At 73.8% G+C, this 13,978-nt stretch carries 14 protein-coding genes; 3 read left to right on the top strand and 11 right to left on the bottom strand.

The window, feature by feature from the left end; translation table 11 throughout:
- Nucleotides 1–15: 15 nt before the first annotated feature.
- A complete protein-coding gene (locus tag NL142_RS00665) occupies nt 16–828 on the bottom strand; it encodes a hypothetical protein (RefSeq protein WP_435080541.1) in 813 nt (270 codons plus the stop codon).
- A complete protein-coding gene (locus NL142_RS00660) occupies nt 825–1,913 on the bottom strand; it encodes a Gfo/Idh/MocA family protein (protein WP_435081615.1) in 1,089 nt (362 codons plus the stop codon). Before NL142_RS00660 ends, NL142_RS00665 begins: the two co-directional genes overlap by 4 nt.
- Before the next feature lie 276 nt (nt 1,914–2,189).
- On the opposite strand from NL142_RS00660, the gene NL142_RS00655 reads away from it, so the two are divergent.
- Both NL142_RS00655 and NL142_RS00650 read left to right on the top strand, forming a co-directional pair.
- Nucleotides 2,190–2,774 carry a TetR/AcrR family transcriptional regulator gene (locus NL142_RS00655; protein WP_435081614.1) on the top strand — a complete coding sequence of 195 codons (585 nt, stop codon included), beginning with the start codon at nt 2,190–2,192 and terminating at the stop codon, nt 2,772–2,774.
- Nucleotides 2,775–2,784: 10 nt separating this feature from the next.
- Nucleotides 2,785–3,180 (top strand): hypothetical protein, encoded by a 396-nt coding sequence (locus NL142_RS00650; RefSeq protein WP_011931412.1) that lies wholly within the window; start codon nt 2,785–2,787, stop codon nt 3,178–3,180.
- Here the strand turns inward: NL142_RS00650 and NL142_RS00645 are convergent.
- The 4 genes from NL142_RS00645 to NL142_RS00630 all read right to left on the bottom strand — a co-directional run bounded on the left by NL142_RS00645 (nt 3,177) and on the right by NL142_RS00630 (nt 6,650).
- The gene (locus tag NL142_RS00645; RefSeq protein ID WP_435080539.1) at nt 3,177–3,584 is read right to left on the bottom strand and encodes a hypothetical protein; all 408 of its coding nucleotides are present in this window, start codon (nt 3,582–3,584) and stop codon (nt 3,177–3,179) included. The two genes, NL142_RS00650 and NL142_RS00645, sit on opposite strands and share 4 nt — an antisense overlap.
- Nucleotides 3,581–4,165, bottom strand: coding sequence for a TetR/AcrR family transcriptional regulator (locus NL142_RS00640; RefSeq protein WP_435080538.1), 585 nt, complete (start codon nt 4,163–4,165; stop codon nt 3,581–3,583). Before NL142_RS00640 ends, NL142_RS00645 begins: the two co-directional genes overlap by 4 nt.
- Complete coding sequence (locus NL142_RS00635; RefSeq protein ID WP_435080537.1) at nt 4,158–5,012, bottom strand: alpha/beta fold hydrolase; 855 nt, start codon at nt 5,010–5,012, stop codon at nt 4,158–4,160. The genes NL142_RS00640 and NL142_RS00635 overlap by 8 nt, the downstream gene beginning before the upstream one ends.
- Nucleotides 5,013–5,108: 96 nt before the next feature.
- Entirely contained in the window at nt 5,109–6,650 is a 1,542-nt protein-coding gene (locus tag NL142_RS00630) for a DHA2 family efflux MFS transporter permease subunit (protein WP_435080536.1), read from the bottom strand.
- A 143-nt stretch (nt 6,651–6,793) separates the two neighbouring features.
- Here NL142_RS00630 and NL142_RS00625 point away from each other — a divergent pair, with 143 nt between their 5' ends.
- A complete protein-coding gene (locus NL142_RS00625) occupies nt 6,794–7,477 on the top strand; it encodes a TetR/AcrR family transcriptional regulator (RefSeq protein WP_435080535.1) in 684 nt (227 codons plus the stop codon).
- A gap of 28 nt (nt 7,478–7,505) precedes the next feature.
- Here NL142_RS00625 and NL142_RS00620 read toward each other — a convergent pair whose 3' ends face one another.
- From NL142_RS00620 to NL142_RS00600, 5 genes are all read right to left on the bottom strand, one after another.
- Entirely contained in the window at nt 7,506–8,792 is a 1,287-nt protein-coding gene (locus NL142_RS00620; protein ID WP_435080534.1) for a Fic family protein, read from the bottom strand.
- A 91-nt stretch (nt 8,793–8,883) separates the two neighbouring features.
- Complete coding sequence (locus NL142_RS00615) at nt 8,884–10,191, bottom strand: LLM class flavin-dependent oxidoreductase (RefSeq protein WP_435081613.1); 1,308 nt, start codon at nt 10,189–10,191, stop codon at nt 8,884–8,886.
- A gap of 2 nt (nt 10,192–10,193) precedes the next feature.
- Nucleotides 10,194–11,462 (bottom strand): O-acetylhomoserine aminocarboxypropyltransferase/cysteine synthase family protein, encoded by a 1,269-nt coding sequence (locus NL142_RS00610; RefSeq protein WP_435081612.1) that lies wholly within the window; start codon nt 11,460–11,462, stop codon nt 10,194–10,196.
- Between the two features lie 95 nt (nt 11,463–11,557).
- Nucleotides 11,558–12,745, bottom strand: coding sequence for a cobalamin-independent methionine synthase II family protein (locus NL142_RS00605; protein WP_435080533.1), 1,188 nt, complete (start codon nt 12,743–12,745; stop codon nt 11,558–11,560).
- Entirely contained in the window at nt 12,742–13,947 is a 1,206-nt protein-coding gene (locus NL142_RS00600; protein WP_435080532.1) for a MalY/PatB family protein, read from the bottom strand. Before NL142_RS00600 ends, NL142_RS00605 begins: the two co-directional genes overlap by 4 nt.
- Between the last annotated feature and the right edge of the window lie 31 nt (nt 13,948–13,978).

The following is a 13,978-nucleotide window of genomic DNA, read 5'->3' as shown; positions in this document are numbered from 1 at the left end:
GGGAAGGGGCTGGGTCTAGGGGCGCGCGTCGGCGGCGAGCGCGGGCGCTGCGGAGAGGAGCGAGCGGAGGTCGGCGACGTCGTCGGGCACCTGCCGGCCGTGGGCGCCGTCGCGGGCGAGGCGCATCGCGGTGCGGTGGCCGGACTCGAAGACGACGGGGAGGTCCTCGCGGCCGGCGGCGTCCGTGACGCTCGCGCGCCCGGGTGCTGCCGTGCCGGGTGCGGGGAGGGTGACGTGCGCGGCGCGGTCGCCGACGACGAGCCGGAAGGTCGCGCACGCGTGGGCGTGGGCGGTGACGACCGCGCTGACGATCACGTGCACGCCCGAGGCGGTCTGGCCCGAGAGCATGTAGTGGTCGGGCGTCTCCGCGAGGGGCGCAAGCTCGGTGAGCGGGGATCCGACGAGCACCTGCGCGGTGAGGGCCAGCGCGCGGGCGGAGCCTGCGAGGTCGTCGGTCGACGCGACGGTGGCGCGCGCCTCGAACAGGGCGCCGGGGGCGGCGAGGCGGTGGATCCGCGGGGCGACCCTCCGCACGGCCTCGTCGTGCCGCCACGGCACGTCGAGAACCACCGGGACGCCGGCTTCGGCCAGATCCGCGAGCTCGGCGTCGGATGCGGGACCGGGGTCGAGCACGAGCAGGGCGCGGGCGCCGGATCGGGCGGCTGCCGTCGCGCGGACGGCCCAGCCCGCGCCGCCGGCGACCACGACCACGTCTCCCGCGTCGTCGGTGCGTCGGAAGGACTCGGGCAGGGAGGCGAGGGTGGCGACGGCCGCGTGCGCGTGGGTCGCCGAGCCGCCGGCGTCGATGCGGAGGGTGAGGGCGCTCATGCCGCGACCTCCGTCCGGGGTGCGTCGACGGTCGTCGCCGCGGGGACGGCGCCGCCCGAGCGGATGATCGCCGCGCTCTGCTCCGCGATGTCGGTCGCGAGGTCGAGGTCGGCGAGCTGCGCCTCCATCGGCACCGGCGCCGCCCGGTCCGTGATCACGTCGTGCACGTGCTCCCACTCGCCGACGTAGCCGTTGTCCGGGTAGGGGCCCCAGCCGGTGGTGCCGCGGGTGTCCGTGAGGGTGGCGGTGCTGGATCCGGCGTGCACGTAGGAGAGCGAGAAGTCGAGGTGCAGGGAGCGGTCGCGCGCGACGGCGTCGAGCGTCCACTCGGGATCCCACGATGCACCGCCGATGCCGTGGATCTCGAGCACGCTCTCGCCCACCATCGCGACGATCTCGTAGCCCCACGGCCGGAGGGCGCGCGCGCTGAGCACGCGCGGGCGAGCGTCGGGCAGGAGGCGGCGCGCGAGCGGGAGGTCGTGGATCGCGAGGCCGAGCACGCCGCCGGTGACCGCGAGCGCCTGCGCCTCGAGGTCCGGCTCGCCCGCGACGCGGGGCGCCGGGCGGCCGACGATCTCGGTGGCGGAGTCCTCGGAGTCGGGGTTCGGCGGGATGACGGCCGAGATGCGGACGGTGTGGGGCGCGCGGCCGGAGGCGTCCCAGGCGTCGGCCGCGGCGATCCACGCGGGGTCGAAGGCGTGCATGGTGCCGACGATGACGGGCACGCCGTGCTCGGCGGACGCGTGGGCGATGGCCCGGCCCTCCGCGGCGGAGACGGCGAGCGGCTTCTCGCAGAGCACGGCGCGCTTGCCGGCGCGGCACGCGGCGATCACCTGCTCGGCGTGGAAGCGGTTCGGGCTGCCGATGACGACGACGTCGACGGCCGGATCCTGGATGAGCGCGTCCGCGTCGGTCGAGTGCCGGGCACCGGCCCGTGCGGCGACCCGCTCCGCGACGTCCGCGTCGACGTCCATCACGTGGACGACGCGGAACCGGTCCGCCATACGCGCCAGGGTCGGCAGGTGGATGGCCTGCCCGACCGGCCCGGCCCCGACAAGGCCCACACCGAACACCTCTTCGCCCACGACGCCCTCGTCCCTAGCAATGATCACCGCGGAACGAATACTGACGCTTCGTTTACGGTTGAGTCACTGTACGTCCGGGCCCATGGACGCACAAGAGGGAGGATGTGCATCGTGACCGAGTCGAGGAGCGCCGCCCCGCGACGCCGCGCATCCTCGGTCACGACGGAAAACTTTCCGCGCACTGGTGCGGATCCGAGCACGGATTCGGGCCCGGGCGAGCCCCCGGGATCGACGGCTCGCGGCCTCTACTCCACGGGCGTCCGCCGGCGCGCGGAGATCGTCGCCGCAGCTGTACGCGTGTTCGGTGTTCGCGGCTACGGTGCCGCCACCATCAAGGAGATCGCCGACGAGGTGGGAGTATCGCCCGCGGCCGTGCTCCGCTACTTCCGCAAGGAGGAGCTGCTGACGGAGGTGCTGCGGCAGTGGGACCGGCAGCAGCCGTTCGTCTCCGAGGCCGCCCCGGGCCTCCCCGCGCTCCGCGCCTTCGTCGACCTGATGCGGTACCACGTGGAGCACCGCGGCTTCCTCGAGCTGTACCTGACCTTCGCGACCGAGACCAGCGACGCGACGCATCCGGCGCACGCGTACATGCGCGGCCGCTATGCGCGCACGATCGCGCAGATCCGCCGCCGCATCGGCGAGGCCGTCACCCTCGGGCAGGTGCCGGCGATGGACGACGCGACGCTCGACTACGAGGCCGCGTGCTTCCTGGCGATCCTCGACGGGCTCGAGATCCAGTGGATCCACAACCCGAGCCTCGACCTGCCCGCCCTCGTCGGCGAGTACGTGGAGCAGTCGATCGCGCGCTGGCGCGGGGGCACCCGGGCCGCGGTCCCGCCGGGCTCCGCGAGCTGGGGCTGAGGTGGGCGACGTGCGCCGCCGCGATCCCGAGCGCGGGCCGCGGATCGTCCGGATCCTCTGGATCGCGGGCTTCGGCATCGGCACCACCACCCACGTCCTCGACATCGTGATCGGCGGGGCGGACGTCTACGCCGGCTTCCCGCTCGCGCTCCGCGCCTTCTGGCTGTCGCTCACGGTGCTGGATCCGCTCGTCATCGCCCTGCTGGCCCGACGGCGCCGCACCGGGGTCGCGCTCGGCATCGCCGTGATCGTCGCCGACATCGCGGTCAACTGGACGGTGTTCGCGACGATCGGCGGCCTCTCGGTGTGGGGCGTGGTGGACCAGACCCTGTTCGCGATCCTCGTGCTGACCACGGCGCCGACGCTGCTCCGGTGGTGGCGTCGCCCGGAGGCCGCGGCCCGCTAGCTCCGTCGCGTCAGCGCCCGCCAGCGCGGCTGCTCGGTGATCACCACCGCGACGCACAGCGCCGTCACGGCCACGGCGATCCACGTCGGCCAGATCGCCCACGCCGCCAGCGACGCCGCGACCAGCTGCAGCAGCACGAGCAGGATCGTCACGATGCCGGGCGCCGGGACCGGGCCGTCGCCGCCTGGCCGGTCGCCGGGGGTGCTGAAGATGGCCGGCAGGGCGATCAGCAGGACGACGGCGCCGACGGCCAGCGGGATCGAGTGCGGCCACAGCGCCCATGGGGTCGCGACCCACGCGATCAGCTCGGCGAGGAACCGCAGGCCGCCGGCGAGAGGGTCGTGCCCGGGCGGCCGCGTGCCGGGCCGCGCCGCCGTCCGCGTCCCTGGTCGCACGCCGCTCACGACGCGCGCCCGCCGCCGGCCGTCGCCCGGAGGCCGCCGTCGAGGAACGCGACGATCCACCCGAAGCTCACGTCGATGTCGGTCGCCATCTGGAAGTCGTCGGCGACCTCCAGGGTCGCGAAGCCGTGCAGCACGCTCCGCAGCATCCGCAGCGCGTGGATCCGATCGGCCTCGCCGAGCCGGTAGCCGTGCAGCACGGCGGACAGGGCATCGAGGGCTCGGGCGCGCGCCGGGTCGAGCGGATCCCCGTCGCCTGTCGACCGCGCGCCGACCGTCGCCGCGTAGCGCCCCGGGTGCGCGGTCACGTAGTCGCGCAGCGCGTGCGCGGCGCCGGTCAGCGCCTCCTGGCCGGATCGGCCCTGGGTCGCGTCGCGCATCGCGTCGCCCGCCTCGGCGGTGGCGAGCACGGCGATCCGGTGCTGGAGGTCGGCGAGGGAGGCGACGTGCTTGTAGAGCGACGGCGTCTTCACGCCCAGCCGCTCGGCGACCGCGCCCATGCTGAGGCCCGCGAGGCCGATCTCGTCGGCGAGCGCGGCGCCCGCCTCGGTGACCGTCGCGGCGTCGAGCCCGGCCCTAGGCACGGGCGCCCGGGGTCGTCGCGGCGAGCGTGCGGCCGAGGAACGGCAGCACGAGGGCCAGCACCTGATCCGGAGTCTCGGCGTGCGGGTAGTGCCCGGCGCCGTCGATCACCGCGAGCTCGCCGAGGCCGTCGGGGAGGTCGGCGAGGATCCGCTCGCCCTCGGCCCGAGGGTCGGCCCAGTCGGGATCCGCGCCGCCCTCGATCACGAGCACGGGGCACCGGACGTCGGCGAGCCGCGCGCCCGCGTCCGCCGGGCTCGTCTTAGCCATCGCCCGCAGCACGGCCATGCGCTCCGGTCGCTCGAGGGCCGTGCGGATGCGTCCGCTCTCGGCGGCCCAGTCGGCGGGCTTGGTGGGGAACGCGAGGTCGAGGTACTTCATCCAGCCGGCGAGGCTGCCGGCGAGGAGGACGCGGGCGAGCTGCACGGTCGCCGCCCGGTGGGCCTTCGCGCGCAGGAGGCCGCCGAGGTCCGCCGACTGCGCGCGCGTGAACGGCGCGAGCTCGACGACGCCGGAGATGACGTCGGGGGCGTCGGCCGCCGCGATGGTGGCCGCGCCGCCGCTGATGGACTGGCCCACGACGACGGCCGGGCCGCCGAGGTGCCGCACCAGCGCGACGAGGTCGCCCGCGATGTCGGTGCGGCTGTAGCCGGCCCAGCCGGTGCTCGACTCCCCGCAGCCGCGGATGTCGACGTTCGCCACCCGGTAGCCGGCGGCCACGAGCCCCGGCACGAGGAAGCGGTGCGAGCGGCGGCTGTCGCCCATGCCGTGGGCGAGCACGACGAGCGGGCCGTCGCCGCTCAGGTCGTAGGCGAGGGTCTCCGCGCCGATCTTCAGGGTCTCGCTCATGGTGTCCTCCCGGGCAGCTAATCGTCTTAGCTATAAGCTAACGTGCTTAGCCGCCGGAGGGAAGGCTGCCGCCGGAACCTTCCCCCGACTCCCGCCTCAGTGCGCCGCGACGCCCTCCGGCAGCGGCTCAGCCGGCCGCCGCACGAACAACGACGCGACGATCGCGGCGAGCGAGATGAAGCCGCCGATCATGAAGGCCGCCTGCACGCCGGCCGCGGTGGCCGTGACCTCCGACTGGCCGTCGGCGAGGCCCGCGACCGTCGTGGTGGTGAGCACCGTGACGAACAGCGCGGTGCCCGCCGCACCCGCGAGCTGCTGCATCGTCGAGACCGTCGCGCTGCCGTGCGAGTAGAGCCGCGGCGGCAGGGATCCGAGCGCCGAGGTGAGCAGCGGCGTGAACATGAACGCGAGCCCGGCGTTGAGCACCAGGTGCACCGCGATGACCCAGCCGATCGACGTGCCCTCGTGCAGCATCGTGGTCATGCCCCAGAGGGCGACGCTCACGATGATGGCCCCGGGGATCACGAGCGGGCGCGGGCCGACGCGGTCGAACAGGCGGCCGACGATGGGCGACAGGATCGCCATGAGCGCGCCGCCCGGGAGCAGCAGCAGCCCGGTCTCGAGCGTGCCGAGCTGCAGCACGTTCTGCAGGTAGAGCGGCAGGACGATGAGGCTGCCGAACAGCGCCATCATGCTGACGCTCACCATGATGATCGCGACCACGAACGGGCGGCTGCGGAAGGTGCGCAGGTCCATGAGGGCGCGGTCCTCGCGCTGCAGCGCGATCTGGCGGGTGATGAACGCGGCGAGCGCGAGCACGCCGACGGTGATGGGGATCCACAGCGGCAGGGGCGCGTCGCCCTCGGCCGACTCGCCCAGGCTCGAGAGGCCGAAGATCAGGCCGCCGAACGCGAGCGTGGAGAGCACCACGGAGAGGATGTCGAACGGCAGCTTCCGCGGGGTCGTGAGGTTCGTGATCTTCCAGAGGCCGAGCGTGAGCGCCACGAGCGCGATGGGCAGCACGATCCAGAACATCCAGCGCCACGACAGCGAGCTGAGGATGAGGCCGGAGACCGTCGGGCCGATCGCCGGGGCGACCGCGATCACGATGGAGATGACGCCCATGAGGCGGCCACGACGCGCGGCGGGCACGAGGTTGAGGACGGTCGTGAACAGCAGCGGCATCATGATCGCCGTGCCGCTGGCCTGCACGATGCGGCCCACGAGCAGGATCCCGAAGCCGGGCGCGATCGCGGCGATGAGCGTGCCGATCGAGAACAGCGTCATGGCGGCGCCGAACACCTGGCGCGTGGAGAAGCGCTGCAGGATGAAGCCGGTCGCGGGGATCACGACGGCCATCGTCAGCATGAAGCCGGTGGTGAGCCACTGCGCGGTGGCGGTGGTGATGTCGAGGTCGGCCATGAGGCTCGGCAGCGCGACGCTCATGATCGTCTCGTTGAGGATCACGACGAACGCCGCGACGACCAGCAGGCCGATGACGAGCGGGGCGCCGTGCGGCAGGCGCTCGTCCTCGGGGGCGACGGCGCGGTCGGACGCGGCGCGGGCCGCGCTGGGGACGGTCGCCTCGGCGGGCGGGGTGGCGTCGCGCCGGGTGTCGGCGGTGGGCGGCGTGGTCATGGGGTGTCTCCGGGGAGTGGATGGCGGGGCGCACGCGACGCTGCGGGGCGGGGACGATCCAGATGTCAGACTCGGACCATGTGGCAGTCTATGACACGAACGGCGGATCCGGCAGGTCGGATCCGCGGGAGGAGGATGACGGCATGGGCACGGTGAGCGAGACGGCGGACGCCGAGGGCGCAGGCGCAGGCGCGAGCGGCGCGGCGGGCGGCGCGACCGGCCTCCGCGAGCGGCGGCGCATGGCGACGACCACCGAGATCAGCGAGGCGGCGCTCGCGCTCTTCGAGCAGCGCGGCATGGCGGCCACGACGATCCACGACATCGCGCAGGCCGCGGGCGTCTCCGACCGCACGTGCTTCCGCTACTTCCCGAGCAAGGAGGAGTCGGTCCTGACGCTGCACCCCGTGTTCGACTCGCCGCTCGACGCATGGCTCGCCGACGTCGACCGCGGATCCGCGCCCCTCCCCCAGCTCGAGGCCGTCTATCAGCAGGTGCTCGCGACCCTCGACGGCGACCTCTCCGCCATCGCCCACCAGCAGCTCCGCGTGCGCCGCCTTATGGCCGCCGAGCCGCAGCTGCGGTCGACCGCGGTCTCCCTCGACGCGACGCGCTCCTGGGAGCTGGCCGAGCGGATCACGACGGCGTTCGGCGGCCGCATCACGGCGCAGGAGGCCCGCCTCGTGACGGAGCTCGCCGGTGTCGCGGTGCGCGCGGCCTTCGACGAGTGGGCGGATGCGCGCACGGCCGGCCTCGACGCGACCCTCGTCGCCTCCCACGCCGCGGTGCGCCGCAGGCTGCGCGACATCGCGGGCACGGGCGCGGCCTGAGGGGCGGGCTGCCGCCGCGGGGCAGTCCTCAGACGTCCGCGGACTCGGGCCCCCGGACCCGTCCGAGCACCGAGATCTCGGGAGCAGGCGGCCCCTGTCGAGGACGCCGCGCCGCTGTGTCTCCGCCCCCGACCCTGTTGCTCCGCTCGCTGAGGGCGACGAGCGCGAGATGGCGATCCGCTGTCCAGCAGACGAGGCGCCCCTTCTGGTCCTTGTTCCGCGCGAGGACACCCGCGTCCGCCAGTTGGGTGAGCGCCCGGTGCGCGGCAACTCGTGACACCCCATGAGTGCGTGCGGCGCTCTCCTCCGTGAGGACCGGGTCGGTGGCCAGCCGACCGAGGATGCGCAGGACGACCGCGTCCGCTCGAGGACGCGCAGGAGCCCGGCCCTCCTGGCGCCGATGCTCCACGAGTCGCTCCACGCTCTCCTGGTCGAGGCGCGCGACGTCCTCCGCCAGGCGCACCGCCGTGCCGGCGGCCAGCTCCGCAGCCTCGGCGAAGGCACGCACCCACTCGTCGACGCGGCCCGCCCGGAAGGCGGTGAGCCCCGCGATGTAGGCGTCCGCGTCCGCGGAGAGGACCGTCGAGATCGGGATCAGGATGTCGCGCACCGCGTCGCCCCGCCGCAGGACCGTGTGGATGAGGGCGCGACCCGTGCGGCCGTTCCCGTCGATGAAGGGGTGGATCGTCTCGAACTGGGCGTGCGCGATGGCCGCACGCACGACCGGGTTCCCCTCCGTGGCCGTGCAGAAGCGGGCGAGGTCCTCGAGGAGCCGACGGACCTCGCCCTCCGGCGGCGGCACGAAGTCCGCCCGGAGCGGGGACCAGCCCGATCCCCCGACCCAGTTCTGCTCCGTCCGGATACCCTCGGCGAGCGAGGGTTCGATGACGTGCTGGAGCGCCTCGAAGTCAGGGACGGCGATCCTGCGCTGTCGATCCGCGAGGGCGGCGATCGCGTCCTCGGTGGCCCGCACGTTGGCGATGACGTCGAGGGCGACCCGAGTGCCCTGCTGCAGGAGCTCGGCGATCGCCAGGCGCTTCGGTGTGACGCGGTTGCCCTCGATCCACGACGAGGAGATGCTCTCCGACCGGATGAGCAGGTGGTTGAGATAGCCGGCTCGGCGACCGATCCGCTCGTCGGCTCTCGCCAGCACCGCGAGGGCGTCGGTCGCGGCATCCTCCGCTTCGCGCCCGAGCTGCGGGAGGGAAGTGGGGAGCTCCTCGGGCACGAACGCCCGATAGACGCCCCGCGCGCGATCACGGCGGCTGAGATGGGCCGAGTCCTGCGGATCCCAGACGAGCTCGACGTACGACACCTGCGGCCCCCTTCCGTCTCCCCCTCGTTGCAATTATTAACTTTAGTACTAATAGAAGTATCAATGTCCGACGCGACGCACGCCTACCGGCTCACCCGAACAGGTTCGCTCGCAGGCCGCCCGGCGCCAGCTCGGCGCGGAGGATCCCGCGGCGGCGGAGCACGGGCACCAGGTCGTCGAGCATGCGGTGCAGCGTGACCGGGTGCAGGTCGCCCGAGAGGAGCAGGCCGTCGTTGTCGGCGTCGTCGCCCAGCTCCTCGACGAAGTCGGCGAACGCCTCGGCCGTGCCCACGAACCCGGCCCGCTCGGACACGAGGCCCTTGCGCGCCTTCCGCGTCAGCAGCTCGCGCAGCGGTGCATCCTCGGTGCCGCCGTAGAGGCCCGCGATGGTGCCGTGCGAGACGTGCTCGCCGAAGACGCCGCGGTCCACCGGTCGGTCGAGGTCGAGGCCCGTGAGGTCGGTCTCCAGGTCGCTGGACCAGCCGAGCGCGATCGCCCGCAGCTGCTCGTCGGTCGGGTGGCGCGACGCGTCGACGACGCGGCGGGCCTCCTCCTCGCTCGGCACGATGTCGGGCTTCACGACGAACAGGATCCGGATGTCGCCCGGCCCGCGACCGTGCGCGGCCGCCGCGTCGAGCACCTTCGCGCGGTAGGCGAGGAGCTTCGCCGGCTCGAGGGGCGCGAGGCCGAGCTGCACGTCGGACTGGGTGCCGGCGAAGGACAGGCCGCGCGGGGATCCGCCGGGCGAGACGATCACGGGGTCGCCGAACGCGGAGGGCAGGGCGTTGAGCGGCCCGTCGACGGAGAAGTGGGTGCCGCGGTGCTGGAACGCGTCGAGCAGGGATCCGTCGGCGAAGCGGTCGGTGGCCGGATCCTCGACGAGCGCGCCGCCGTCCCAGCTGCGCCAGAGGCGGCGGACCACCTCCATCCACTCGTCGGCGCGGTCGTACGCGCCGTCGTGCGAGAGCGGCGGGAGGCCCACGTGCCGGGCGCTGCCGACGTCGGTGACGAGGTTGATCCCGAAGCGGCCCGCGCTCAGGTGCTGCAGCGTCTGCGCCTGCCTGGCCGCGAGGTACGGCGGCGTGATCCCGGCGTTGATCGTCGGCACGAGACCGATGCGCGAGGTCGCCGCGAAGAGCCACGGCGCGAGCAGCAGCGGGTCGTGCTTGGGGCCGCCGTACGCGCCGCGGACCCGGAGGTCGAGCGTCTCGGGCGAGCCGAGGGAGACGGCGTCCTCCATCACGATGAGCTCGAAGCCGGCCTGCTCCAGCTCGCGCGCGGACTGCTGGTAGAGGTCGGGCCGGGTCCAGTCGTGGTTCCACTCGCGGTACGGGTGGCCCCAGCCCTGCGGGCCGAATCCGCGGGACAGGAACCAGCCGAGGTGCTGGCGGCGGGCCATCCTCATGGTCCGATCGCGCTCGCGGCGTCGAGGCCGCGCTCGAGGTCGCGCAGGATGTCGGCGATGTCCTCGATGCCGATGGACACGCGCAGGAGCCCCGGCCAGATCCCCGCGGCATCGCGCTCCTCGGGCGTGCGGCCGGCGTGCGTGGTGGACGCCGGGTGCAGCACGAGCGAGCGCACGTCGCCGAGGTGGGTCATGCGGCTGAACAGCCGCACCGCGTCCGTGAACGCCTCGGCCGCCGGCTCGCCGCCCGCGAGCGTGAACGAGAACACGGATCCCTGGCCGTCGGGCAGGTACTTCAGCGCCAGGTCGTGCGACGGGCTCGACTCCAGCCCCGCGTAGTCCACCGACGACACCTCGGGCCGCGCCTCCAGGAACCGCGCCACCGCGAGCGCGTTGGCGGAGTGGCGCTCGACCCGCAGGGACAGCGTCTCGATCCCCTGCCGCAGCAGGAACGAGCTGAACGGCGCGGGCGTCGGGCCGAAGCGTGAGGCCACGACCTCGCGGGCGTACGCGAGGAGCGCGCCACGACCGAAGCGGTCGGCCCAGCTCGCGCCGCCGAAGGAGCGCTCGGGCTGGTTCAGATGGGGGAAGAGGTCGGGACGGGCGGCCCAGTCGAAGGATCCGCCGTCGACCACCACGCCGCCGAGCACCGAGCCGTGGCCCGCGAGGAACTTGCTCGTGGAGTGCACGACGACGTCGGCGCCGTGCTCGATGGGACGCAGCAGGTACGGGGTCGCGAGCGTGTCGTCGACCACGAACGGCAGGCCGTGGCGGTGCGCGACGTCGGCGACACCTGAGAGGTCGAGCAGGTCGTTCTTGGGGTTCGGGATGGGCTCGCCGAACAGCACGCGCGTCTCCGGGGTGATCCGGCTGGCCCACTCGTCGAGGTCGCGGTGGTCGTCCACGAAGTCGACCCCGATGCCGAGCCGGCCGAGGTTCTGGCGGAAGAGGCCGCGGTTGCCCTCGTAGATGCTGCCCGAGGAGAGGATCCGGTCGCCGGCCTGCAGGATCGCCAGCAGCGCCGTCGTGGTCGCCGCCTGGCCGCTCGCCAGGAGGATCGCCTCGGTCCCGCCCTCGAGCTCGGCGAGGCGTCGCTCGACCTCGTCGGTGGTCGGGTTGCCGTTGCGCGTGTAGAGGTAGCCCTCGTCGACCCCGGCGAACCGGTCGCGGGCCTCGGCGAAGCTGTCGAAGACGAAGCCGGCGCTGAGGTGCACGGGCGAGACGCGGGCGCCGTGGTCGCCGTCGATCGCGGATCCGGCGTGCACCTGGCGCGTGGTGAAGCCGGCGGTCGCCGGGGCCCCTGCGCCCGACCCGGAGGCGGAGGCGACCGTCGCGGCGGCGCGGATCCCGTCGAGCACGCTCACGCGCCGAACGCCCGACGCGAGGCGATGGCCGCGCCCTCGACGAGCGCGCCGAGCTTCGCCCACGCCACGTCGGTGGCGACGAACTCGTAGCTCGCGAAGGTCGAGAGGCCGCAGTCGGTGCCGGCGATCACGCGGGTCGGGTCGCCCACGGCGTCGACGACCTCGAGGATCCGGTTGGCGATCACCTGCGGGTGCTCCAGGTAGTTGGTGGTCACGTCCACCACGCCCGGGATGAGCACGGCGCCCTCCGGCAGCGGGTGCGCGCGGAACGACGGCGCCTCGTGCTGGTGCGCGGGGTTGCCGAGCGGGATGCTGAACGCGCCCACGTTCGCCCGGTACAGATGCGGGAGCAGCACGTCGACGGGCACGTCGTCCTGGTGCGGGCCCTGCCAGTTGCCCCAGCACACGTGCAGGCGCACCCGCTCGCGCGGGATGTCGCGGATCGCGTGGTTGAGCGCGTCCACGTGCAGGTCGACCGCCGCGAGGAACTCCTCGAGCGTGGCGTCGCCGAACTGGATCACCCGCTCCATCGCGAGGTCGGGCGCGTCGAGCTGCAGGGTGTGGCCGCGCGCGACGATCGCGTCGTACTCGAGCTTCAGCTGGTCGGCGAGCGCGAAGACGTACGCGCGGTCGTCGCCGTAGTGCGGGTTCGCGGCGTCGAGCAGCAGCGTCGTCGACACGATCCCCGGGGTCGCCGCGGAGAAGAACGTGCCGGCGGGGCGAAGGCCGCGGTCCGCCTGCGCCGCGAGCTCGCGGTCGAAGCCGTCGAGGTCCTCCGTGATCCCGACGAGCGCGGGATCGTACTCGAGCAGGCCCTGGGCGACCGGCGGATCCCAGACCCGCGCCACGTCAGCGCCCTCCTCGATCTGCTTCGCCTGGAACGCGGCGTACTCGGGGAACTTGATCGAGTCGAGCGTGGGCTTCCGGTGCCCGGCGCCGCCGAACCCGTCGATGCGCTCGAGCACGTAGGTCGAGAAGCCGACGCGCGGCACCTCGCCGTCGTTGACGATGTCGAGGCCGGTCTCGAGCTGGCGGCGCACGGTGTCGGCGACCGACGACGCGGTGACCTCCGCCAGCTCGTCCTGGTCGAACGCGCGCCGCTGGTCGCGGGCGACGAGCAGGCGGGTCAGCTCCGGCGTGCGCGGGAGGCTGCCGGCGTGCGTGGTCAGGATGCGGTCGGTCATGCGGGTGCTCCTCGGTGGATGACGGCGTGGGTGGGGGTCCGGGCGGATGCGTCGGATCCGACGGCGGCCGCGATCCGCCGCACGGCCTCCCGCAGCACGTCGGGATCGCAGGCGAGGTTGAGGCGGGCGTGGCCGGCGCCCCCGGTGCCGTAGCAATGGCCGGCGTTGAGGGCGACTCGAGCCCGCTCGAGCAGCACCGCGGCGGGATCCGCGCCGAGGCCGAGCGGGCGGAGGTCGAGCCAGGCGAGGTAGCCGGCTGAGGGGCGGTGGTGGACGACGCCGGGAAGGTGCTCGGCGAGGAGGGAGGCGAGGAGCTGGTCGTTCGCGACGATTCGGGCGATGGCATCGTCGAGCCAGTCGGTACAGGAGAACGCGACGACGTTGGCGTGCAGCCCGAGGATGCTCGTGCGACAGGCGACCTCCTCGACGAGGCCGTCGAGGAGGGCGTGGGTGCGCGGATCCCCCGCGACGACGAGCGAGCACTTGGCGCCCGCGAGGTTCCAGCCCTTGCTCGCCGAGGTGACGCACACGGAACTCGCGCCGAGCGACTCGGCCAGCGGCGCGAACGGCGTGAAGGTCGCGCCCGGCAGGGTGAGCGGCGCGTGCACCTCGTCGCTGATGACGAGCACGTCGTGGCGGGCGGCGAGCCGCGCGACGGCCGCGAGGGTCGAGGCATCGTGCACGAGCCCCATGGGGTTGTGCGGGTTGCAGAGGAGGAACGCGTCGACCCCGGACGCGAACGCGCGCTCGAGCCCCGCGAGGTCGAGCGACGCGCGGCCGTCGGACACCAGGAGCGGCACCTCCTCGACGCGCGCGCCCGCCTCCTCGACCAGCTCGAAGAACGGCGGGTACACGGGCGGCGTGACGACCACGCGTCCGCCGCGCGGCACGGCGAGCCGCAGGGTCTCGACGATGCCGACGCTCACGTCGGTGGCGATGCGCACGCGCGACTCGTCGACGACCCAGCCCCAGCGGTCGCGGGCGAACCGCGCGAAGGCGGGCGCGAGCGGGCCGGGCCCGTCGAGGTAGCCGACGTCGGACGCGCGCACGCGGCGCACCAGCTCCTCGACCACGGGCTCGGCGATCGCGTAGTCCATCTCGGCCACGAACAGGGGCAGCACGTCCGCGGGGAACCGCGTCCACTTGATGCTCGTGCGCTGGCCGCGGATCTGCTCGATCGGCGCCGTCGTGACCTCCACCATGGCGGCCATGGTGACGCCCGCGGGGCAGCGG

The sequence above is a fragment of the Clavibacter quasicaliforniensis genome, from assembly GCF_051201715.1.
Classification (GTDB): Bacteria; Actinomycetota; Actinomycetes; order Actinomycetales; family Microbacteriaceae; genus Clavibacter; species Clavibacter seminis.
Note: the sequence above shows the minus strand (reverse complement) of the source record. Positions and strands in the feature narration are given on the sequence as shown.

Bases quoted from the DNA above. Each gene is read 5' to 3' on its own strand.
- NL142_RS00635 (WP_435080537.1), bottom strand. From the start codon at position 5,012: ATGAGCGAGACCCTGAAGATCGGCGCGGAGACCCTCGCCTACGACCTG.
- NL142_RS00615 (WP_435081613.1), bottom strand. From the start codon at position 10,191: ATGGCCCGCCGCCAGCACCTCGGCTGGTTCCTGTCCCGCGGATTCGGC.
- NL142_RS00605 (WP_435080533.1), bottom strand. From the start codon at position 12,745: ATGACCGACCGCATCCTGACCACGCACGCCGGCAGCCTCCCGCGCACG.
- NL142_RS00600 (WP_435080532.1), bottom strand. From the start codon at position 13,947: ATGGTGGAGGTCACGACGGCGCCGATCGAGCAGATCCGCGGCCAGCGC.
- NL142_RS00665 (WP_435080541.1), bottom strand. From the start codon at position 828: ATGAGCGCCCTCACCCTCCGCATCGACGCCGGCGGCTCGGCGACCCAC.
- NL142_RS00625 (WP_435080535.1), top strand. From the start codon at position 6,794: ATGGGCACGGTGAGCGAGACGGCGGACGCCGAGGGCGCAGGCGCAGGC.
- NL142_RS00630 (WP_435080536.1), bottom strand. From the start codon at position 6,650: ATGACCACGCCGCCCACCGCCGACACCCGGCGCGACGCCACCCCGCCC.